This is a genomic window from Mesorhizobium sp. CA4, from assembly GCF_020165075.1.
Taxonomy (GTDB): Bacteria; Pseudomonadota; Alphaproteobacteria; order Rhizobiales; family Rhizobiaceae; genus Mesorhizobium.
Map to the genome: position 1 here is coordinate 253,641 of NZ_JAIUHK010000002.1, position 18,811 is coordinate 272,451.

At 64.4% G+C, this 18,811-nt stretch carries 19 protein-coding genes; 11 read left to right on the forward strand and 8 right to left on the reverse strand.

Annotated elements, in window-relative coordinates; genetic code table 11:
- Positions 1–219: 219 nt before the first annotated feature.
- Together LB528_RS02830 and LB528_RS02835 are read left to right on the forward strand one after the other, a co-directional pair.
- On the forward strand, positions 220–723 hold the full coding sequence (locus tag LB528_RS02830) for a heme-degrading domain-containing protein (RefSeq protein WP_224713765.1): 504 nt from the start codon (positions 220–222) through the stop codon (positions 721–723).
- Complete coding sequence (locus tag LB528_RS02835) at positions 720–1,979, forward strand: glycerate kinase (protein ID WP_224713766.1); 1,260 nt, start codon at positions 720–722, stop codon at positions 1,977–1,979. Before LB528_RS02830 ends, LB528_RS02835 begins: the two co-directional genes overlap by 4 nt.
- Positions 1,980–2,233: 254 nt before the next feature.
- Here the strand turns inward: LB528_RS02835 and LB528_RS02840 are convergent, their stop codons facing one another.
- The 5 genes from LB528_RS02840 to LB528_RS02860 form a co-directional block, all read right to left on the reverse strand.
- Positions 2,234–3,055, reverse strand: a complete 822-nt coding sequence (locus tag LB528_RS02840; protein WP_224713767.1) for a UdgX family uracil-DNA binding protein — start codon at positions 3,053–3,055, stop codon at positions 2,234–2,236.
- Positions 3,052–4,458, reverse strand: a complete 1,407-nt coding sequence (locus LB528_RS02845) for a glutamine synthetase family protein (protein WP_224713768.1) — start codon at positions 4,456–4,458, stop codon at positions 3,052–3,054. The genes LB528_RS02840 and LB528_RS02845 overlap by 4 nt, the downstream gene beginning before the upstream one ends.
- Positions 4,459–4,484: 26 nt before the next feature.
- A complete protein-coding gene (locus tag LB528_RS02850; RefSeq protein ID WP_224713769.1) occupies positions 4,485–5,861 on the reverse strand; it encodes an aspartate aminotransferase family protein in 1,377 nt (458 codons plus the stop codon).
- 115 nt (positions 5,862–5,976) lie between these two features.
- Positions 5,977–6,951: a WD40 repeat domain-containing protein gene (locus tag LB528_RS02855; protein ID WP_224713770.1), complete on the reverse strand. Its 975-nt coding sequence runs from the start codon at positions 6,949–6,951 to the stop codon at positions 5,977–5,979.
- A 229-nt stretch (positions 6,952–7,180) separates the two neighbouring features.
- Entirely contained in the window at positions 7,181–8,224 is a 1,044-nt protein-coding gene (locus LB528_RS02860; protein ID WP_224713771.1) for a CobW family GTP-binding protein, read from the reverse strand.
- 385 nt (positions 8,225–8,609) lie between these two features.
- Between LB528_RS02860 and LB528_RS02865 the strand changes: the two genes are divergently transcribed.
- Positions 8,610–9,083 carry a MarR family winged helix-turn-helix transcriptional regulator gene (locus LB528_RS02865; RefSeq protein WP_224713772.1) on the forward strand — a complete coding sequence of 158 codons (474 nt, stop codon included), beginning with the start codon at positions 8,610–8,612 and terminating at the stop codon, positions 9,081–9,083.
- Positions 9,084–9,329: 246 nt separating this feature from the next.
- Here the strand turns inward: LB528_RS02865 and LB528_RS02870 are convergent, their stop codons facing one another.
- On the reverse strand, positions 9,330–10,190 hold the full coding sequence (locus LB528_RS02870; protein WP_224713773.1) for an AraC family transcriptional regulator: 861 nt from the start codon (positions 10,188–10,190) through the stop codon (positions 9,330–9,332).
- A gap of 45 nt (positions 10,191–10,235) precedes the next feature.
- On the opposite strand from LB528_RS02870, the gene LB528_RS02875 reads away from it, so the two are divergent.
- The 7 genes from LB528_RS02875 (at position 10,236) to LB528_RS02900 (ending at position 15,348) form a co-directional block, all read left to right on the forward strand.
- Positions 10,236–10,643 (forward strand): DUF2000 family protein, encoded by a 408-nt coding sequence (locus LB528_RS02875; RefSeq protein ID WP_224511741.1) that lies wholly within the window; start codon positions 10,236–10,238, stop codon positions 10,641–10,643.
- A 426-nt stretch (positions 10,644–11,069) separates the two neighbouring features.
- On the forward strand, positions 11,070–11,954 hold the full coding sequence (locus LB528_RS02880) for a DMT family transporter (RefSeq protein WP_224713797.1): 885 nt from the start codon (positions 11,070–11,072) through the stop codon (positions 11,952–11,954).
- Between the two features lie 66 nt (positions 11,955–12,020).
- Positions 12,021–13,043 carry a LacI family DNA-binding transcriptional regulator gene (locus LB528_RS02885; protein ID WP_224511869.1) on the forward strand — a complete coding sequence of 341 codons (1,023 nt, stop codon included), beginning with the start codon at positions 12,021–12,023 and terminating at the stop codon, positions 13,041–13,043.
- Complete coding sequence (locus LB528_RS02890; RefSeq protein ID WP_224713774.1) at positions 13,040–14,023, forward strand: 2-hydroxyacid dehydrogenase; 984 nt, start codon at positions 13,040–13,042, stop codon at positions 14,021–14,023. The genes LB528_RS02885 and LB528_RS02890 overlap by 4 nt, the downstream gene beginning before the upstream one ends.
- 157 nt (positions 14,024–14,180) lie before the next feature.
- Positions 14,181–14,390 (forward strand): hypothetical protein, encoded by a 210-nt coding sequence (locus LB528_RS30375; RefSeq protein ID WP_318012267.1) that lies wholly within the window; start codon positions 14,181–14,183, stop codon positions 14,388–14,390.
- Positions 14,390–14,560, forward strand: a complete 171-nt coding sequence (locus LB528_RS30380) for a hypothetical protein (RefSeq protein WP_318012268.1) — start codon at positions 14,390–14,392, stop codon at positions 14,558–14,560. Before LB528_RS30375 ends, LB528_RS30380 begins: the two co-directional genes overlap by 1 nt.
- Positions 14,561–14,673: 113 nt before the next feature.
- Complete coding sequence (locus LB528_RS02900; protein WP_224713775.1) at positions 14,674–15,348, forward strand: outer membrane protein; 675 nt, start codon at positions 14,674–14,676, stop codon at positions 15,346–15,348.
- Positions 15,349–15,387: 39 nt separating this feature from the next.
- Here LB528_RS02900 and LB528_RS02905 read toward each other — a convergent pair whose 3' ends face one another.
- Positions 15,388–16,161, reverse strand: a complete 774-nt coding sequence (locus LB528_RS02905; RefSeq protein ID WP_224713776.1) for a gamma-glutamyl-gamma-aminobutyrate hydrolase family protein — start codon at positions 16,159–16,161, stop codon at positions 15,388–15,390.
- A 268-nt stretch (positions 16,162–16,429) separates the two neighbouring features.
- On the opposite strand from LB528_RS02905, the gene LB528_RS02910 reads away from it, so the two are divergent.
- Positions 16,430–17,539: a TRAP transporter substrate-binding protein gene (locus tag LB528_RS02910; protein WP_224511737.1), complete on the forward strand. Its 1,110-nt coding sequence runs from the start codon at positions 16,430–16,432 to the stop codon at positions 17,537–17,539.
- A gap of 243 nt (positions 17,540–17,782) precedes the next feature.
- Here the strand turns inward: LB528_RS02910 and LB528_RS02915 are convergent, their stop codons facing one another.
- On the reverse strand, positions 17,783–18,811 hold the full coding sequence (locus LB528_RS02915; protein WP_224713777.1) for a zinc-dependent alcohol dehydrogenase family protein: 1,029 nt from the start codon (positions 18,809–18,811) through the stop codon (positions 17,783–17,785).

Consider the following 18,811-nt stretch of genomic DNA (forward strand, 5'->3'; position numbering starts at 1 on the left):
CCCTCACCCGGATTGCTGACCGAATTGCGAACGGCAATTCGGGACAATCCGACCTCTCCCCGAGGGGAGAGGAGGGCCGCCGAGCCTGGCGCCCATCTCTTCACCCGACCGGGGAGAAGGTGGCCGCGAAGCGGCCGGATGAGGGGGCCTCCGCGACGAATGCTTGACCGGACAGAGGTTGTCGTACAAACGACGGTGTCGATTTTCGGAGAACGAGACATGGCCACCGCCGACGACATCGCTCTGATCAAGAAACAGGAAGCCACGCTGGTCTTTGCGGCTTTCGATGAGGCCGTCGCCTTCAAGATAGGTTCCGCCATCAGGGACCGGGCGCTGAGGGAAAACCTGCCGATCATCGTCGACATCAGGACCTTCGACCGGCCGCTCTTCTATGCCGCAATGCCGGGTTCCAATGCGTCAAATCCCGATTGGGCGCGGCGCAAGATCAACGTCGTGAAGCGCTATCTGAGAAGCACCTATCGCCTGGTGCTGGAGCAGCAGCGCCCGGACCGCACGTTCAAGGTCGGCGAAGCGCTCGACATTGCCGATTATGTGCTGGCCGGCGGCGGCTTTCCGGTCACGGTGAAGGGCGCCGGCGTGATCGGCGTCATCGCGGTCTCCGGCTTGCCGGAGCGCGAGGACCATGGCGTCGTGGTCGACGCGCTGTGCGCCCATCTTGGCATCGATGCGTGCGGGCTTGCGCTGCCGCCGGAAGAAAAATGACCGACCCGAAAAGCTTCCTCACATCGATCTTCAACGCCGCCGTCGCCGCCGCCGACCCGGAAAAGACGATCCGCAATCATTTGCCGGCGAAGCCGAAGGGCCGCACCGTCGTCATCGGCGCGGGAAAGGGCTCGGCGCAGATGGCCGCCGCCTTCGAGAAGGTCTGGGATGGCCCCATCGATGGGCTAGTCGTCACCCGCTACGGCTATGGCGCCAGATGCGAGCGCATCGAGATCATCGAAGCGGCGCACCCGGTGCCGGATGCCGCCGGTCTCGAGGCGTCGCGCCGGCTGCTGGAGAAAGTGCGTGGGCTGACTTCGGACGACCTGGTCGTGGCGCTGATTTCCGGCGGCGGCTCGGCCCTGCTGCCGTCGCCGGCTCCGGGGCTGACGCTTGCCGACGAGATCGCCGTCAACGAGGCGCTGCTTGCCTCCGGCGCGCCAATCGCGGCGATGAACACCATCCGCAAGCATGTCTCGACCATCAAGGGTGGACGCCTGGCCGCCGCCGCTCATCCGGCCCGGGTCGTATCGCTGGTCGTGTCCGATATCCCGGGCGACAATCCGGCGCTGGTCGCATCAGGACCGACCGTTCCCGACACCGGCAGCCGCGCGGATGCGCTGGCCTCGATCGCCGCCTACGGCATGAAGCTGCCGGCCTCGGTCATGGCGCATATCCAGTCTCCGGCCGCGGACGCGCCGCGCCTCGACGATCCACGCTTCGGCGGCAACGAAGTGCACCTGACCGCCTCGGCCGGCGTCTCTCTGGAAGCCGCCGCCGCCGAAGCGAAGCGGCAAGGCATCGAGGCCGCCATCCTTTCGGATGCCATCGAAGGCGAAGCGCGTGAGGTCGGCGGCGTGCACGCCGCGATCGCCCGCGAGGTGGCGACGCGCAATCGCCCCTTCGCCAAGCCGGTGCTGATCCTGTCCGGCGGCGAGACGACGGTGACATTGCGGGCAAAGGGCAAAGGCGGCCGCAATTCCGAATTCCTGCTCGCCTTCGCCATCGGCATCGACGGCGTGAATGGCATCGATGCCTTGGCTGCCGACACCGATGGCATCGACGGCTCGGAGAACAATGCCGGCGCCTTCGCGGACGGCTCGACCGTGGCGCGCATGCGCGCAGCAGGCGTCGACGCCAAGGCGATGCTTGCCGGCAACAATGCCTGGACGGCCTTCAGTGCCGTCGGGGATCTGTTCGTGCCCGGGCCAACAGGCACGAATGTGAATGATCTGAGGGCGATTCTAGTCCGTTAGACGACGACGCCGTGTCATCTACGCGAGCGTAGGCGCTGCCCCCTCATCCGCCCTGTGGGCACCTTCTCCCCGTGAACGCGAGAAGGCGATAGCCGCGCCGCGCTGGCGATTGGCGAAGCGCTGCGCGACAGCTTTTTCTCCCTGTCACTGTACGGGGAGAAATGCCCGGCAGGGCAATGAGGGGCAGCGCGAACGATCGCCGCTTAATCGGCATGGCATGAGTGATCGAAAGAGAAGCGGCTAGCACTCCCCCATCAAGCAGCCATCAGCTGCTTCACCTTCCGCATATCCTGCAAAAACCGCTCCTTCTCGGCCTCCTTGTCCTCCCGATCGCGGATGCGCAGGATGAAGGACGGGTGGATGGTCACGAACACGCGCAAGCCATCCTCGCGCTCGATCACATCGCCGCGCATCTTGGTGATCGGCACCGCCTTGCCGAGCAGCGACTGCGCCGCCGTCGCGCCGAGCGCCACCACGAGGTTCGGCTTGACGAGATCGAGCTCCTTGTCCAGCCACCAGCGGCAGGCCTGGATTTCGCCGGCATTGGGCTTCGAATGGATGCGCCGCTTGCCGCGCGGTTCGAATTTGAAGTGCTTCACCGCATTGGTCACATAGACCTTGCGGCGATCGATCTCGGCGTCGCCCAGTATGCTGTCGAACACCTTGCCTGCCGGCCCGACGAACGGCTTGCCGGCCAGATCCTCCTGGTCGCCCGGCTGCTCACCGACGAAGATCACATCGGCATTCTCCGGTCCCTCGCCCAAGACGGTCTGCGTTGCGTCATGCCAAAGCGGGCAGCGGCGGCAGCCTTTCGCCTCTTCGCGCAACTCCGGAATATCGTCGGCTTCAGGCGCCACCACATCGGCCGGCTCGGGCGTCGGCCAATGCTTGGCCTTCACCTTGGCATGGTGCGGTGCTGGGGTGGTTGGCATCCGGTCGATCATCTCTGACGCGGCTCTGTCTGCTCCTGCTATCCAATCTGGAATGAGCGAGGCCTCGGGAAGGTTCCGCCAATATTTCTTCGGCGTCCGATGTCGGCAAAACGTGATCGTCCCGCCTGCCGGGCGCTGCCTCAAACCTCGTGCAGGTAGAGATGATAGTCCAACTCGCTGACGGTCCGCGCGACGCGCAGATATTCAGCCTGCTTGATCGCCACGAAGGTCCGGTGCAGGTCGGGGCCGAGCGCCGACTTCAGGAAATCGGAGCCTCTGGCCGCCTCGATCGCAGCGCGCCAGTCGGCCGGCATGCTCGACTTCTCCGCTGCCTGCTCGTAGCCGTTGCCGGTCGTCTCGGGGCCAGAGTCCAGACCCTCATCCAGGCCTTTGACGATCCCGGCCAGAACCGTTGCGGCGACAAGGTAGGGGTTGGCGTCAACGCCCGACGGCCGATGCTCGATGCGGCGGTTCTTGGCGTCGCCCGCCGGTACACGCAGCGCCACCGAGCGGTTGTTGACGCCCCAACTGGGCGCGACGGGCGCGTAGGATTGCGAGACGAAGCGGCGCCATGAATTGGCGTGCGGCGCAAACACCAGCATCGATTCCGCCATGGTGTGGATCAGGCCGCCAAGCGCGTTGAGCAGCTTTGGCGACCATTTCTCGCCGGCGCCCTCGGTGAAGACATTGCGGCCGGCATCGTCCTGCAGCGAGACGTGGAAATGCATGCCGGAGCCCGCATAGGCCTCGATGGGCTTGGCCATGAAGCAGGCGGTGACACCGTGCCGGCGCGCCTGCGCCCTGACGAGCCGCTTCAGCATGACGAGGTCGTCGGCCGCCCGCATCACGTCCTTGCGGTAGTTCAGCGTCAGCTCGTATTGGCCGGGCGCGTATTCGGAAATCACGGTTTCGGCCGGAATGCCTTGCGCCTTGGCCGCGGCGTAGATGTCGGAAAACAGCGGCTCCATGCCATGCAGATGGTCGACCGAATAGACCTCGGTCTTGGCCGAGCGGCGGCCGTCGAGCACCGCGCGGGCAGGCTGAACCTTGCCATCCGCATCGCGCTCGTTGGACAGCAGGAAAAACTCAAGCTCGAAAGCGCCCGCCGGATGCAGGCCGCGCGCCGCCAGCAATTCCACCTGCCTTGCTAGCACCAGCCGCGGGTCGGAGGTCATTGGCTGGCCGTCGAGATGGTGCATCGACATCAGCACCTGGCCGCGCGGCGGCTTGGTGCCGAAGAGCGGCACAAGGGTGCCGGGGATCGGCCATGCCCTGAGGTCGCCGTCGCCGGTGTCCCACACCAGTCCGGTTTCGTGCACATCCTCGCCGGTGATGTCGAGGCCGAGGATCGAGATCGGCAGGTGCCGGCCGTTCTCGAAAATGCCCATCAACTCGTGCCGGCGCACGATCTTGCCGCGGCCGATTCCGTTGGCGTCGGTGAGCACGATGTCGAACGCCTCGATCTCGGGATGTGCGTCGAGAAAGGCTCTCGCCTCGGCGGGCTTCGAGCCGGAAGGCGAGTTTGTTACAGCGCTTGGGTTGTCCATGTTTGCCAATCTTTCAACTACTTGTCTCACGCCGCAAGCTTGCCCGCAACCGCGGCGAAAGCGGCGATCAGCCGGCTCACTTGCGCTGAAGTCGTTGCCGGCGAGATCAGCATCATGTTGTGGAACGGCGCGATCAGCACGCCGCGATTGACCAGCGCGACGTGGATGGCGGCTTCGAGCTCCGGCGCATGCGCCTTCTCCGCCTCGCCGCCATTCCCGAGCGGCCCGGGCGCGCAGATGAATTCGACGCGCGCGCCGACCCGCGCGACATGCCAGGGCAGCTTCTTTCGCTGGATGACGGCGGAGAGTCCCGCATCGAGGCGGCGCGCCAGCCGGTCCATATGGGCGTAGGCCTCCTCCGTCATCACCTCTTCCAGCGTGGCGCGCATTGCCGCGAATTGCAGCGGATTGGCCGACAGCGTCGTGCCCATGCCGGAATAGCCGGGCTCCTTCGCCCGGTTGTAGGCGCCGTAACGCGTGGCGACCTCTTCGCTCATGCCCCAGATGCTTGCCGGCACGCCACCCGCAACCGGCTTGCCAAGCACGAACAGGTCCGGGGCCAGCCCGTGCTTCTTGGTATAGCCGCCGGGGCCGGTGGAGATGGTGTGCGTTTCGTCGATCAGAAGCAGCGTGCCGGCCGCGCGGGTCAGGCGCCGCAGCGCGTCGTGGAAGCCGGGTTCCGGCAGCACCATGCAGGAATTGGTCAGCACCGGCTCGGTGATGACGCAGGCGACGTCGCGGTCAGCCAGCGCTGCTTCCAATGCGGCAATATCGTTGAACTCGACGATCTTCGTTGCTCGCGTCAGGTCGCGGAATTCGCCGGCCAGCCCAGGCCGGTTCACCGGTTTGCCGTCGATCAGACGCACCATCGTGTCGTCGACCGAGCCATGATAGCAGCCGTTGAAGACCAGAATCTTCTCGCGCCCGGTCACAGCGCGGGCGACTCGCAGCGCGAAGCGGTTGGCGTCGGTGGCAGTGGTTGCGATCTGCCAGTAGGGCAGCCCGAACCGCTGCTGCAGCAGCGTTCCGATCGCCAGCGCATCCTCGCTGGGTAGCATGTAGGTCAGACCCCGGGCAGCTTGCCGGCGGATGGCGCGGGCGACAGCTGGCGGCGAATGACCGAGCATCGAGCCGGTATCGCCAAGGCAGAAATCGTCGAGCTTGTTGCCGTCTATGTCGGTGATGGTGGCGCCCTTGGCGCCGTCGACCAGGATCGGGAACGGCGTCGGCCAGTCCGTCATCCAGTGCATCGGCACACCGCCGAGAAAGCCGGCAATGCCGTTGCCCAGCTTCGCCTCGGATTTCGGCCGCGCCCTGCGGAAGGCGGCCGCTTCCGCTTCGCGCAACTCGGCGATTCGGGCGATCTCGATGCCGCCGATGGAAGTCCGGTGGATTGAATGCATGAAGTCCCCTCAGACGGTAGGCAGTAGGGCAGTAGGGCAGTAGGGCAGTAGGGCAGTAGGGCAGTAGGGCAGTAGGGTGGCTTTCAAGCGCTATTTCCCTACTGCCTTACTGCCCTTAAGCCGTGATATCGATCACGCCGCAATCGCCGGCGGCGCTGCCGAACACGACGCGGCGTTCCTCCCTGTCCCACATCATCGACGTGATGGCGCCCTTGCCGGGGCGGCGCAGCAGCACTTCCTTGGCGTCGGCGAAGCGCGCCGCAATCACCATGCCATCCTCATACCCGATGGCCGTGACATCCTGACTGGGATGGCAGGCGACGCAGGTCACCATGGTGTTGCCGCGCGTGCCGAGCTCCAGCGGCGCCTTGCCCATCGGCCCGTCTTTGCTGGCGAACGGCCACACGATCGCCGCCGGCGCGCCGGAACTCGCCAGCCATTTGCCCTTCACGCTCCAGGACAGGCTCTTCACCTTGCCGGGATAGCCGCTCATGCGCATGTGCTTGCCGTCGGCGAGCTTCCAGCCATGCAGCGCGTTTTCCTGCATGGTGGTGACCAGAAAGGCGCCGTCCGGCGAAAAGGTGATGCCGGTATGAGCGCCGGCCCATTCGAGTTCCACCGGTTTGCCTTCGGCGGCCGGGAAATGCAGTGTCGCGCCATTGTAGCGGGCGACGCCGAAGCGCATGCCCTTGGGCGAGAAGGCGAGCCCTTCCACCGAACGCGGATGGGCAAATTCCTTGATCTTGCCGTCGGCGAAACGCACGAAGGCGGTCTTGCCCGAAGCATAGGCGACCGCGCCCTGCGGTCCGGCAGTGACGCTGGTCACCCATTTCCTGCCGGCGCTGGCCAGTTCGCTCACCTCGCCGCCGGCCTTCACGGCAAACACCTTGCCGTCCTCGCCGCCGGTGATCAGCCGGTCCTTCGCCGCGTCGTGGAAGGCGGCGAGCAGGCCGTCATTGGCCTGCGCGGTCTTATACCCATTGTCGAGCCGGTGGATCGTGCCGTCAGCCAAAGCGAAATGCGGCACCTCATTGAGAAAGACGGCGGCGACGCAATGGCCTTCGAGGTCAAGTGGGGCGACTGTGGGCATGCAAACGATCCGTTCGAGATTAGCCGGCGCGGCTAGATGTGGCTCCCCCTTCTCCCCTTGTGGGAGAAGGTGGATTGGCGCGCAGCGCCAAGACGGATGAGGGGTGTTGGACGGATTGCCTTCCTTGCCAAGCTGGAGCACCCCTCATCCGACCTCGCTTCGCGAGGCCACCTTCTCCCACAAGGGGAGAAGGACGAAGGGGCAGCGCTAGCGCCTGAAAGTCAGGAAATCAAGCCGCCTGGCAGGCCTCAAAACTCTTCCTGAGCCGCTCGGCGTCGAGGTCGCGGCCGATGAAGACCAGCCGGCTCTCGTGTTTTTCACCGTCCTTCCAGGCGCGCTGGTGATCGCCCTCGAGGATCATGTGCACGCCCTGCAGCACGTAACGGTCCTCGTCGCCCTTGAGCGCGATGATGCCCTTCAGCCGCAGGATGTTGGGTCCCTCCATCTGGGTCACCTTCTCGATCCAGGGGAAGAACTTCTTCGGGTCCATCTCGCCGCCGCGCAGCGACACCGACTTCACCGTCACGTCATGGATGTCGGACGGATGGTCGTGATGATTGTGGTCGTGACCGTCATGATCGTGGTGGTCGTGATCATGGTGGTCATGATCGTGGTCGTGCGCGTCGAGGAAATGCGGATCGTTTTCCAGCGCGCGCGACAGGTCGAAAGCGCCGCGGTCGAGCACTTCGGTGAGCGGTACGCCGGAACGCTGGGTGCGATGGATTTTGGCGGCCGGGTTGATGGCGCGGATCGTTGCCTCGACTTTTTCCAGCTCTTCCGGAGTGACGAGGTCGGTCTTGTTCAGAACCACCACGTCGGCAAAGGCGATCTGGTCCTCAGCTTCCTTGGAATCCTTCAAGCGCAGCGGCAGGTGCTTGGCGTCGACCAGCGCCACCACCGCATCGAGCTTGGTCTTGGTGCGCACGTCGTCGTCCATGAAGAAGGTCTGCGCCACCGGCACCGGATCGGCAAGACCCGTGGTCTCGACGACGATGGCGTCGAAGCGGCCAGGGCGTTTCATGAGGCCCTCGACGACGCGGATCAGGTCGCCCCGCACCGTGCAGCACACGCAGCCATTGTTCATCTCGTAGATTTCCTCGTCGGATTCGACGATCAGGTCGTTGTCGATCCCGATCTCGCCGAACTCGTTGACGATGACGGCGTAGCGCTTGCCGTGGTTCTCCGACAGGATGCGGTTGAGTAGCGTCGTCTTGCCCGCGCCGAGATAGCCGGTGAGAACGGTTACGGGAATTTGCGTCTGTGCATCGCTCATGGTTTGCCTCGAAAGTCTTGGCTCGAAAATCCTGGATTGTCGGCCTCATATAGGATGGGTGCCGCGCTTTTGCACCCGCCAAACCGATGGGCCAGGCGGACCCTTTAAGCGGGATGGCGCCAAGCGCGGGTCAGGGCGGCTGAGGCAGGCCAGACGCAAGACCCGCACGGGCGCCCAATGGCCTTCACCAGCGTTCGCGGTGAATCTCGCCGGCGCAAAAGTCGTTTGTCATCTAACTGAAATAAACATCTGGCATCACCTGCGCGGGCACAGCAATGCTTGCCGGCAAAGCGTTCCGCAAGCCGGATTCTTAGAGATCGTCATTTGCCAACCGTCGGGCAGCCTCTATGCTGGACGCGTCGGTTCGGCCGAAGAGGGAATGGCCATGGCCAAGGCGGACAAGGCAGCGACAATGAGCCGGCTGCATTCGGCGGCAAGGCTGGCGCGCACGGCGCTGGCGGCGCGGCTTCTGGCGCATGGTTTTTACGCCGGCCAGGACCAGATCATGCTGGCGCTCGACCGCGAGGACGGCCAGACCCCCGGCAATCTCGCCGGCAAGCTCGGCGTGCGCCCGCCGACCATCACCAAGACCATTAACCGGCTGCAGGCGCAGGGTTTCCTCGAAAAGCGCGCCTCCAACGCCGATGCCCGCCAAGCCCATATCTTCCTCACCGAATCCGGCCGTGAAACCATTCGCGCCATTGAGAAGTCGGTCAAGAAGACCGAGAAACAGGCGCTGAGAGGCCTCGACAAGAAGGACCAGAAGGCGCTGTTCAAGCTGCTGGCCCGCATTGAGGCCAATCTGTCGAACGAAGATCTGGTGCTGATCGACGACGACGCGGAGTTGGATGAGGCGTGACGCGCAGCGTCATCGCTCAGCCGCGAGACGTTGGTGACAGACGCGCGATGCGTAGCATGGTCGCGCAACGCGAGAACGTTTCCATTAACGAGCGACGCGCAGGCGTCGTCTCGAGTAACGCAAGCGCGATGCGCAGCATCGTCGCGCAACCGCGGACCAAAGCATCGCCGGTTTAGCGGAACGGCGACGATGCTGCGCATCGCGCCTGAACGCCATCACCGGACGCCTCGCCCTTGAGCGACGACGCTACGCGTCGCGCACCAGCGCCGCCCAGCGCCCCGGTGTCATGCCGAATGCCTTCTTGAAATGGCGGTTGAAATGGCTCTGGTCGCTGAAGCCGGCGCCGGCGGCGATTTCCGCCAGTGGCTCGCCCTCGGCGATCATGCGCCGCGCCTTTTGCAGCCGGCGCATCAACAGGAAGCGATGCGGGCTGGTCGAATAAGTGGCGCGAAAATGGCGCGACAGCGCGTAGCGGTCGAGGCCGGTAACGGCCTCCAGCTCATCGGAATGCACCGCCCGTTCGGCATTCTCCTCCAGATAGTCGCGGGCAAGCGCCGCCGCCCGCCATGCGGTCTTGCCCGTGGATTTTGCCGGCTGTCCGGAATGGCGTTTCAGCTGTTGCGCCAGTTGCGCAACGAAATCCGCCATGAAAAGGTCGCCGAGTTCTTCGTCCAGCGGCCCCAGCGCCGAGAGCAGCGTGTCCCGCAGCGCCGGATCGTCGACCACGGCGTCGCGCACGAAAGGCAGCGCTTCGCCATCAAGGCAGTCGAGCAGCAGGGACGGCTCCAGGTAAAGGATCCGGTAGCGCAGCCCGTCTTCCGTTCCGGCGCCGCCATCGTGCAATTCGTCGGGGTGCAGCACGATCACCTTGCCCGGCAGGCTGTGTTGCAGCGCGCCGCGATAATGGAAGCGCTGCACGCCATGCAAGGTCACGCCGATCGCGTAGGTGTCGTGCCGGTGGAGCTCGAAGGCGTTGCCGCGGAATCGAGCTTCGATGCGTTCGAGGCCAAGCCCGCCCGGCGCCGAAACGATGCGATCGCCATCGGCCGCATCCGCGCACGAACGTTCAAGACCTTCCTGCGCTTCCGCGCCTAGAGCCTGCGCCATCGCCTTGTTCCGCCCGTCATGGGCCATTTCGGAGTCTCAATCTTGGTGTTCGATACGAAAATTGCAATTGTCCTCAGAGAGGATCTGCCGGTGTGGCAGAAGCTCAACGTCACCGCGTTCCTGACCAGCGGCATCGTCGCGCAGTTCCCCGAGATCATCGGCGAGCCGTATCGCGACCGCGCCGGCAACCGCTACAACCCGATGTCGATCCAGCCGGTCATCGTCCTGTCGGCCGACGCCGCGACGCTGGGCACGATCCATCGCCGGGCATTGGAGCGCGGCGTCACGACGTCCGCCTATATCGAGGAGATGTTTTCGACCGGGCACGACCTCGCCAACCGCGCCGTCTTCGCCGAATTCGCGCCGGACGATGCCAGGGTCGTCGGGATCGCTATGCGCGGCGAGAAAAAGCTCGTCGACAAGATCACCAAGGGCGCTCGCATGCATGGCTGATTTTATACCATCTTGAACGTTCGAGATTGGCAGCTACCTCGCCAACTTCGTCATCCTTGGGCGTAGCGACGCGAAGCGGAGCGAAGACCCAAGGATCCATGCCGTGACCTTCGCCGAAGTTTGCAACGGAGCAGAATTTGCACCGTTGGTGGAGCGTCGATGTAACGGCATGGATCCTCGGGTCTGCGCCGCGTCGCTTCGCTCCCTGCTCCGCCCGTGGATGACGACCCGCGAGAACCGTTCAAGCCAATCGCCGACGGCAATCCGCTTTAAGCCTGTCCGAAGCGCTTGTTGGGCCAGTCGCTTTTGGCTTGCTGGCAAGCGGCGATTGCCGCAGAAGGGTAACGTCTATCTTCCTTCGGCCCGACCTTGAGCATTCCCAAAAACAACGAAGACAGCGCAACGCCGCCCGCGGCGATGCTTCTGATGCTCTGCGTCTATGTCTGCTTCACCTTTCTTGACACCTCCAGCAAATATCTGGTGCTGGCCGGCGTCTCGGCGCTGATCGTCGCCTGGGCCCGCTTCGCGGTCCATGTCCTGCTGGTCGGCCTCTTCCTGCGCGGCTGGCGCGAGCCGGCGCGTTTTCGCGCCAACAACCTGCCGGCGCATATATTGCGCGGCTGCATGCTTTTCGGCTCGACCATGTTCAACATCCTGGCGCTGAGGACGCTGCAGCTCGCCGAGACCACCTCGATCTATTTCTTTGGCCCGATGGTCATCACCGCGCTTGCCGGCCCGCTGCTCGGCGAATGGGCCGGCTGGCGGCGCTGGCTCGCGATCCTCACCGGCTTTGTCGGCGTGCTCATCATCACCCGGCCGGGCGTCGGCGTGTTCGGCATCGGCCATCTCTTCGCGCTGGGCTCGATGCTGTCGAACAGCTTTTACGTCATCATGACGCGGCGCATGTCCTCGACGGAGACATCCGAGAGCCTGATATTGTTCTCGGCGCTGGCGCCGTCGGTGCTGCTGGCCCCGATGCTTGCCTTCGCGCCCGCGCTGCCCCACGGCGGCTTTCAATGGTTCGTCGTCTTGATGCTGGGCGTCTTCGGCGCCGGCGGCCACTATCTGCTGGTCCGGGCCTATCGCCTGGCAACCACGACGCAGTTGGCGCCTTTCCCCTATTCGCAGATGGTGTGGATGATCATCTCCGGCTGGCTGATCTTCCACCAATTCCCCGACCGCTGGACCTTGCTGGGCGCTGTGATCATCGTTGCGAGCGGGCTCTACATCATCCACCGCGAGCACCGGCTTCGCGTCCGCAACTCCGCCTCGCTCGACACCGAGGCCGAGGCGCTGGCGAAAAAACTTTGATTTGCTCCCGATCGATGGCATAAGGCCGAATTTAAACAATTTAAAGACCCTGGGGAGCGAAGGGCGCTGGCACAGAAGATCAAGCTTTCGACGATCGCGGATGCGCTCGGCGTCTCCACGGCAACGGTATCGCTGGCGCTGCGCGACAGCCCGCTGGTCGCAGGCTCCACGCGCGAGCGCATCAAGGAGCATGCCCGCGTCATCGGCTATATCTACAACCGCCGCGCCGCCTCGTTGCGCACCTCGCGCTCCGGCATTGTCGGCGTCGTCGTGCACGACATCATGAACCCCTTCTTCGCCGAGATCCTGCGCTCGATCGAAAGCGAGCTCGACCGCAGCCGCCAGACCTTCATTCTCTCCAACCATTACGACCAGCTGGAAAAGCAGCGCACCTTCATCGACACGCTGCTGCAGCTCGGCGCCGACGGCGTCATCATGTCGCCGGCCATCGGCACGCCGGCCAAGGACATCATCATGGCCGAGGAAAACGGCCTGCCGGCGGTGCTGATCGCGCGCACCGTCGCCGGCGCCGACGTGCCGGTGTTCCGCGGCGACGATGCTTATGGCACCGCGCTTGCCACCAACCACCTGATCTCGCTCGGCCACAAGCGCATCGCCATGGTCGGCGGCACCGACCAGACCTCGACCGGCCGAGACCGCTACCAGGGCTATCTCAACGCGATGGAGACGGCCGGCCTGGAGGTGAAGCCGTCCTGGCGCATTCCCGGGCCGCGCACCAAGCAGGCAGGGTTCGAGGCTGCGGGACAGTTTCTGGCGCTGAAGGACAAGCCCACCGCCGCCTGCTGCTGGAACGACCTGGTCGCGATCGGGCTGATGAACGGCATCGCCCGCGCCGGCCTCGTGCCGGGCGTCGATATCTCCGTGACCGGCTATGACGATCTCGAGGAGGCGGCAATCGCGACACCGGCCCTGACCACGGTCTGGAACGGTCAGCGCGAGGTCGGCCGCCGCGCCGCGAGCGCCCTGCTCGACAAATTGAACGGGCAGGCGGTGCGGCCCTCGCAGGAGCTGATCAAGCCGGAGCTGCATGTGCGGCAGTCGACCGGCAAGCCGGTGGAGCGTGCATGACCAGGGCCGAAGGAAAATTGTCGGTCGCCATCCTGGTGCCGGGCGATTTCAACGACCATGCCGTCGGCCGCATCGACAAGGCGTTCAAGCTTGTGCGGATCGAACGCGCCGACCCTGCGCTGGTCACGGACGAGATGCGCGCGACGGTGCGCGGCATTGCTTCCTACGCAGGCATCAGCGCGGCGATGATCGACGCGCTGCCCAATCTCGAGATCATCGCCAGTTTCGGCGTCGGCTACGATTCGGTCGACGCCAATCACGCGGCCAAGCGCGGCGTCATAGTCACCAACACGCCCGACGTTTTGACCGAGGAGGTCGCCGACACCGCTATCGGTCTTTTGATCAACACCGTGCGCGAGCTCTATGCCGCCGAGAAATGGCTGCGCGATGGCGACTGGGTGGAGAAGGGCAATTATCGCCTGAGCCGGCTTACCTTGCGCGGCCGCAGCGTCGGCATTTTCGGCATGGGCCGCATCGGCCGTGCCGTCGCCCGCCGCATCGAGGCCTTCGGCTTGCCGATCGCCTATCACAACCGCCGCAAGGTCGAAGGCCTGGCTTACGAATATCATGCCACTTTGAAGGGGCTTGCCGAAGCCGTCGACACGCTGATCTGCATTGCCCCGGGCGGCGCCTCCACCGAGAAGGCGATCAACGCCGAGGTCCTGTCGGCGCTGGGCTCGAACGGCGTCTTGGTCAATATCGGCCGCGGCTCGACGGTGGACGAGGCAGCGCTGGCCGGCGCTCTTAAGAGCGGTGCCATCGCCGCCGCCGGCCTCGACGTCTTTGCCGACGAGCCGAAGGTGCCGCAGTCCCTGCTCGACGCGCCCAACGCCTCGCTTCTGCCGCATGTCGGCTCGGCGTCGGTCCACACCCGCCGCGCCATGGCCGATCTCTGCGTCGACAATCTCGTCGCCTGGTTCACCGAGCGCCGGCCGCTGACGCCGGTGACGGAGACGATCAACGTCAAGGCGCGCAGCTAGAGCAATTCGAGGGAAGGTTTCAAACGGGTGTTCCGTCCATGGGAGGTTGAACCGCTCCAGGCGCTTTCGCCACATTTGTTAAGGCTTCAACAGCCTCATTAACTCCCACTTAACTCTCTGAAATGATTTTCATGCTGGTTGAGTGTGGAGAAGCGGCGTGAAGCTGGTTGCCGGATTGGTTGCGTCGGTTGCGTTGCTCGGAGGCGCGCATGTTCTCTATGACGGCGAGGGCCAAGGCGCGGCTGTCGAGACCGCCTCCTCGAGCAGCTATCGCCAATGCGATGAAGCCGCCTGCGCCGTGCAGCGCGGAGCTCCGGTCTCGACGGCCTGTCGCGTGTCGACGTCGCGCCGAACTGCCGCAAGCTGATGCCCGGCATCGAGCGGGTTAAATTCTGGCACGAGCAGGCGGACGGCTCGGTCGCTTTCAGCGAGAACGGCGTCGATCCGATCGTCACCTTCGGTGTCGCCGATGGCGACGGCTACGAATCCTATGCGCCGGCCACGCCGCTTCTGGCGTTGACAGGTGACGGCCAGTGATCCCAAGGCGTGGTCTTTTTGCAACTTCGGATAGGAATGTATCCCCGATGTGCTCGCCTGTCTTGCAATGCAGCCAAAGCCGAATAGGTTCGTCGTAGCTTTGGGGTGCTTAAATGAAGTCCTTTCTTCTTGCTTCGACCATTATCGCCTTGTTTCCGGCCAGCGCCTTCGCCGCTGACGCGCTTTCTCCTGCTGTTCCTGCAGCGTATGAGTGGAGCGGCTTTTATGGCGGCGTCCAACTCGGCTATGGCTGGGGCAAAGTAAAGAGTCACGATTCTGAGATAGGCACTGGCGTTTCCGACTGGGCCGACTCCTGGAAAAGCGATGGAGTCCTGGGCGGTATTCATATTGGCTACAACCAGGCTTACGATCAATTCGTTCTTGGCGCCGAAGCCGACATTGAAGCCTCGGGAATGAGCGGTTCGGTTGACTCGGAATTTGCCGGCACGATCAAAACCAAGATCGATGTGCAAGGCTCCCTGCGCGCGCGCCTCGGCTATGCGGTAGGGCCAGCCCTGCTCTACGCCACAGGCGGTTTGGCGGTTGCTCATTTCGATACCCACTATGACGAGGGCGGAACGAGCGACAGCTCTTCGCATACGAAAGCTGGCTGGACGGTGGGCGCTGGCGTCGAATATGCATTCGCACCGAATTGGACGACGCGCGTCGAGTATCGCTACAGCGATTTCGGCAAATTCACTGACAATCCGGCAACCGACGGCGGGTTTCTTTACCCCACCGACGTAACGACCCAGGCCGTGCGTGTCGGCTTCAGCTACAAGTTCTGATCTGAGTGGCGAAAGGCGGCGCTTGAAGCGCCCCTATTTCTATTCCGCCGCGGCGCGGACACCTGTTTTCGCGGCCGCGTGCAGCCGCACGGCATCGCCGAAGGCCTTGAAGATCTTGGCGGAGTTGCTGTCCGACTTCACCCAGTATTCGGGGTGCCACTGCACGCCGACCGCGAAGGCCCGCGCATCCTTGACCGAGACTGCCTCGATCGTGCCGTCGGTGGCCAGGGCCTCGACCTGAAGCCTGGAGCCCAGCAGGTCGATCGCTTGGCGGTGCAGCGAATTCACCTTGATCTCGCCGGCACCGAACACGCCGGCAAGGCAACTGCCCGGCTTGATCGAGATCGTCTGATGGATAGCGAAGCGCCCATCCTGATTGTCGCTCACCGGCGCGCGGTGGTCGAGCGAGCCTTCGCGCTCCTGGATTTCGGTGCCCAGCGTGCCGCCGAGCGCAACGTTCAATTCCTGGATACCGCGGCAGATGGCAAGCAGCGGCACGCCGCGCTCGATCGCCTTGCGGACCAGCGGCAGCGTCGTGGCGTCACGCGCCGGATCGTAAGGGCCGTTGGCCTCGCTCGGGTCGCCGCCATAAAGCGAGGGATGGACGTTGGACTTCGAACCCGTCAGCATGACGCCGTCGACAGACGACAGCAATTCGTCGAGGTCGAGCCGGTCGCCGAAGGACGGCACCAGCAGCGGGAACACGCCGGCGCCCGCGACCGCCGCTTCCAAATATTGCTGGGGTGCCGCGTGCCACGTGTAGTTGTCGAACTGGCGGACGTCGGACGAGACTGCGACGAGCGGTTGCTGCATTTCGGGTTTGGATTCCTTCGAGAGCTAAGGAGTTAATCTGCCTACTAAATAGGCGATCTGAAGGCAGTTTGCCATGGTGAGTTTCGCTGCCTTGCATGGGCCAGCGGCAGGTTCGTTAGACTATAGTTGCACGCGGCGCCGGAATGGCGGCAACCCTTGCCCGCAACGCTGGACTCGACCCTTTGCCTGTGTATGTTTCTTCCCCAACTGATGCGGGCAACGAGGATGCCCTGACGTCGGTCAGCTGATCCGCAAGGGAGGAAACTTAATGGATCGTCGTTCTTTCATTCGCAAGGCCGGTGCGTCCGGCGTGGGCGCAGCCGCAGCAGCCGCGGCACTCGCCACGCCGGCCATTGCCCAGTCCAATCCGAAAGTGACCTGGCGGCTTGCGTCGTCCTTCCCGAAGTCGCTCGACACGATCTATGGCGGCGCCGAAGTCTTCTCCAAGATGCTGTCGGAAGCGACCGACGGCAATTTCCAGATCCAGGTCTTCGCGTCGGGCGAACTGGTGCCCGGCCTGCAGGCGGCCGATGCCGCCGCCGCCGGCACCGTCGAAGCGGCCCACACCGTGGCCTATTATTACTGGGGCAAGGATCCCACCTGGGCTCTCGGCGCCGCCGTCCCCTTCTCGCTCAATGCACGCGGCATGAACGCCTGGCATTACCATGGTGGCGGCATCGACCTGTTCAACGAATTCCTTGGGGCGCAAGGATTGTTCGGCCTGCCCGGCGGCAACACCGGCGTCCAGATGGGCGGCTGGTTCCGCAAGGAAATCAACAGCGTCGCCGATCTGTCGGGTCTCAAGATGCGCATCGGCGGCTTTGCCGGTAAGGTCGTCGAGAGGCTCGGCGTGGTTCCGCAGCAGATTGCCGGCGGCGACATCTACCCGGCGCTGGAAAAGGGCACCATCGACGCCGCCGAATGGGTCGGACCCTATGATGACGAGAAGCTCGGCTTCTACAAGGTCGCGCCCTATTACTACTATCCCGGCTGGTGGGAAGGCGGCCCGACCGTTCATCTCTTGTTCAACAAGGCGAAATACGAAGAACTTTCGCCGACTTACAAATCGCTGGTGCGCACCGCGGCGCAGGCCGCGGACGCCAACATGCTGCAGAAATACGACTATGTGAATCCGCCGGCGGTGCGGCGGCTGGTGGCTGGCGGCGCCAAGCTCAGGCCGTTCAGCCAGGAGATCATGGCCGCCTGTTTCGAGAAGGCCAACGAGGTCTATGCCGAGATGGAATCCAACAACGCGCCGTTCAAGAAGATCTGGGAATCGATCAAGGCGTTCCGCAAGGAGCACTATCTCTGGGCCCAGATCGCCGAATACAACTACGACACCTTCATGATGGTGCAGCAGCGCAACGGCAAACTGTAGGAAGATTAGCCCCTTCTCCCCGTCACTATACGGGGAGAAGGTCCCGGCAGGGGAATGAGGGGCAGCGCCAGCTTCGGCGATTGAATCGCCTAGAGCCGCGATCTGGGTCTCACCTTACACATCCGACGTCGGCGCCGCCCCTCACCTGCCTGCCGGCACCCTCTCCCGCATAGGGACGGGGAGAGGGGCGCCGTCATCGGCGGTTTCGCCAATCGCCAACGTTTCAAGGCAAAGGGCCGTGGGTCAGCCTTGGCCCGGCACCACCAGCACCTTGACCTCACCCGGCGCCGGCGGGTTGGCGATTACGTCGGGCGCCTCCTCCAGGCTCACTCGCCTTGAGATCAGTCGGTCGACCTCGATCGCGCCGGAGGCGATCAGCTGCGCCGCCCTTGCATGCGTGAACGGATTGAGGAAGGAGCCGAGCACCTTCAGTTCGCGAAACAAGAGATCGAACGGCTCGATTTCCACCTTCATGCCTTGCGGCACGACGCCGACGATCACAACCGTGCCGCCCGCCTTTGCCATCCGCATCGATTGCTCGACCGTGTCGCGCACGCCGGCGCATTCCAGCACCACGTCGACGCCGCCGGGGGCCAGGCCGTTCGGCCCGGCGACGGCCGCGATCGGGTCGACGGTGCTTGGGTCGATTGTCGCGGTCGCGCCGAGCTCCGCGGCGAGCGCGCGGCGCGAAGCCTGCCGGGTCGACAGGATGATGATCGCTGCGCCAGCGAGCTTGGCCAGCTGCACGACGAGCAGACAGATGACGCCGCCGCCCAGCACCACCACCGACGCGCCCGGCCGGATCGCGGCAAGGTCGACGCCGTGCAGGCAGCAGGCGAGCGGCTCGCAGAAAGCGCCATGCGTCGGCTTGAGGTCTGGGGGCAGCCGGAAGGCTTGCTTGTGCGGCATCAGCACATAGTCGGCGAAACCGCCGTCGCGGTGGATGCCGATGGCGCTCAGATTGCTGCAGAGATTGACGCGGCCGGCATGGCAATGGGCGCAGCGCCCGCAGGCGATGTTCGGATCGCCGGTGACGCGGTCGCCGATGGCAATGCCCGACACCGCCTGGCCGATCGCTTCGACGATGCCGGAGAATTCATGGCCGAGCGTCACCGGCGGCGCGCAGGGAAACTCGCCATGGAAAAGGTGCCGGTCGGTGCCGCAGACGCCGCAGGCCTCGATGCGCACCAGAACATCCCCCGGTCCCGGCGAAGGCTTGTCCACCTCGCGAAGCGCGATGCTGCCGATTGCTTCCAGCCGGACGGCTCTCAT

Coding starts and splice junctions, on each gene's coding strand:
- LB528_RS02830 (WP_224713765.1), top strand. CDS start 220: ATGGCCACCGCCGACGACATCGCTCTGATCAAGAAACAGGAAGCCACG.
- LB528_RS02835 (WP_224713766.1), top strand. CDS start 720: ATGACCGACCCGAAAAGCTTCCTCACATCGATCTTCAACGCCGCCGTC.
- LB528_RS02845 (WP_224713768.1), bottom strand. CDS start 4,458: ATGGACAACCCAAGCGCTGTAACAAACTCGCCTTCCGGCTCGAAGCCC.
- LB528_RS02850 (WP_224713769.1), bottom strand. CDS start 5,861: ATGCATTCAATCCACCGGACTTCCATCGGCGGCATCGAGATCGCCCGA.
- LB528_RS02855 (WP_224713770.1), bottom strand. CDS start 6,951: ATGCCCACAGTCGCCCCACTTGACCTCGAAGGCCATTGCGTCGCCGCC.
- LB528_RS02860 (WP_224713771.1), bottom strand. CDS start 8,224: ATGAGCGATGCACAGACGCAAATTCCCGTAACCGTTCTCACCGGCTAT.
- LB528_RS02865 (WP_224713772.1), top strand. CDS start 8,610: ATGGCCAAGGCGGACAAGGCAGCGACAATGAGCCGGCTGCATTCGGCG.
- LB528_RS02870 (WP_224713773.1), bottom strand. CDS start 10,190: ATGGCGCAGGCTCTAGGCGCGGAAGCGCAGGAAGGTCTTGAACGTTCG.
- LB528_RS02880 (WP_224713797.1), top strand. CDS start 11,070: ATGCTCTGCGTCTATGTCTGCTTCACCTTTCTTGACACCTCCAGCAAA.
- LB528_RS02890 (WP_224713774.1), top strand. CDS start 13,040: ATGACCAGGGCCGAAGGAAAATTGTCGGTCGCCATCCTGGTGCCGGGC.
- LB528_RS30380 (WP_318012268.1), top strand. CDS start 14,390: ATGCCCGGCATCGAGCGGGTTAAATTCTGGCACGAGCAGGCGGACGGC.
- LB528_RS02900 (WP_224713775.1), top strand. CDS start 14,674: ATGAAGTCCTTTCTTCTTGCTTCGACCATTATCGCCTTGTTTCCGGCC.
- LB528_RS02905 (WP_224713776.1), bottom strand. CDS start 16,161: ATGCAGCAACCGCTCGTCGCAGTCTCGTCCGACGTCCGCCAGTTCGAC.
- LB528_RS02910 (WP_224511737.1), top strand. CDS start 16,430: ATGGATCGTCGTTCTTTCATTCGCAAGGCCGGTGCGTCCGGCGTGGGC.
- LB528_RS02915 (WP_224713777.1), bottom strand. CDS start 18,811: ATGAGAGCCGTCCGGCTGGAAGCAATCGGCAGCATCGCGCTTCGCGAG.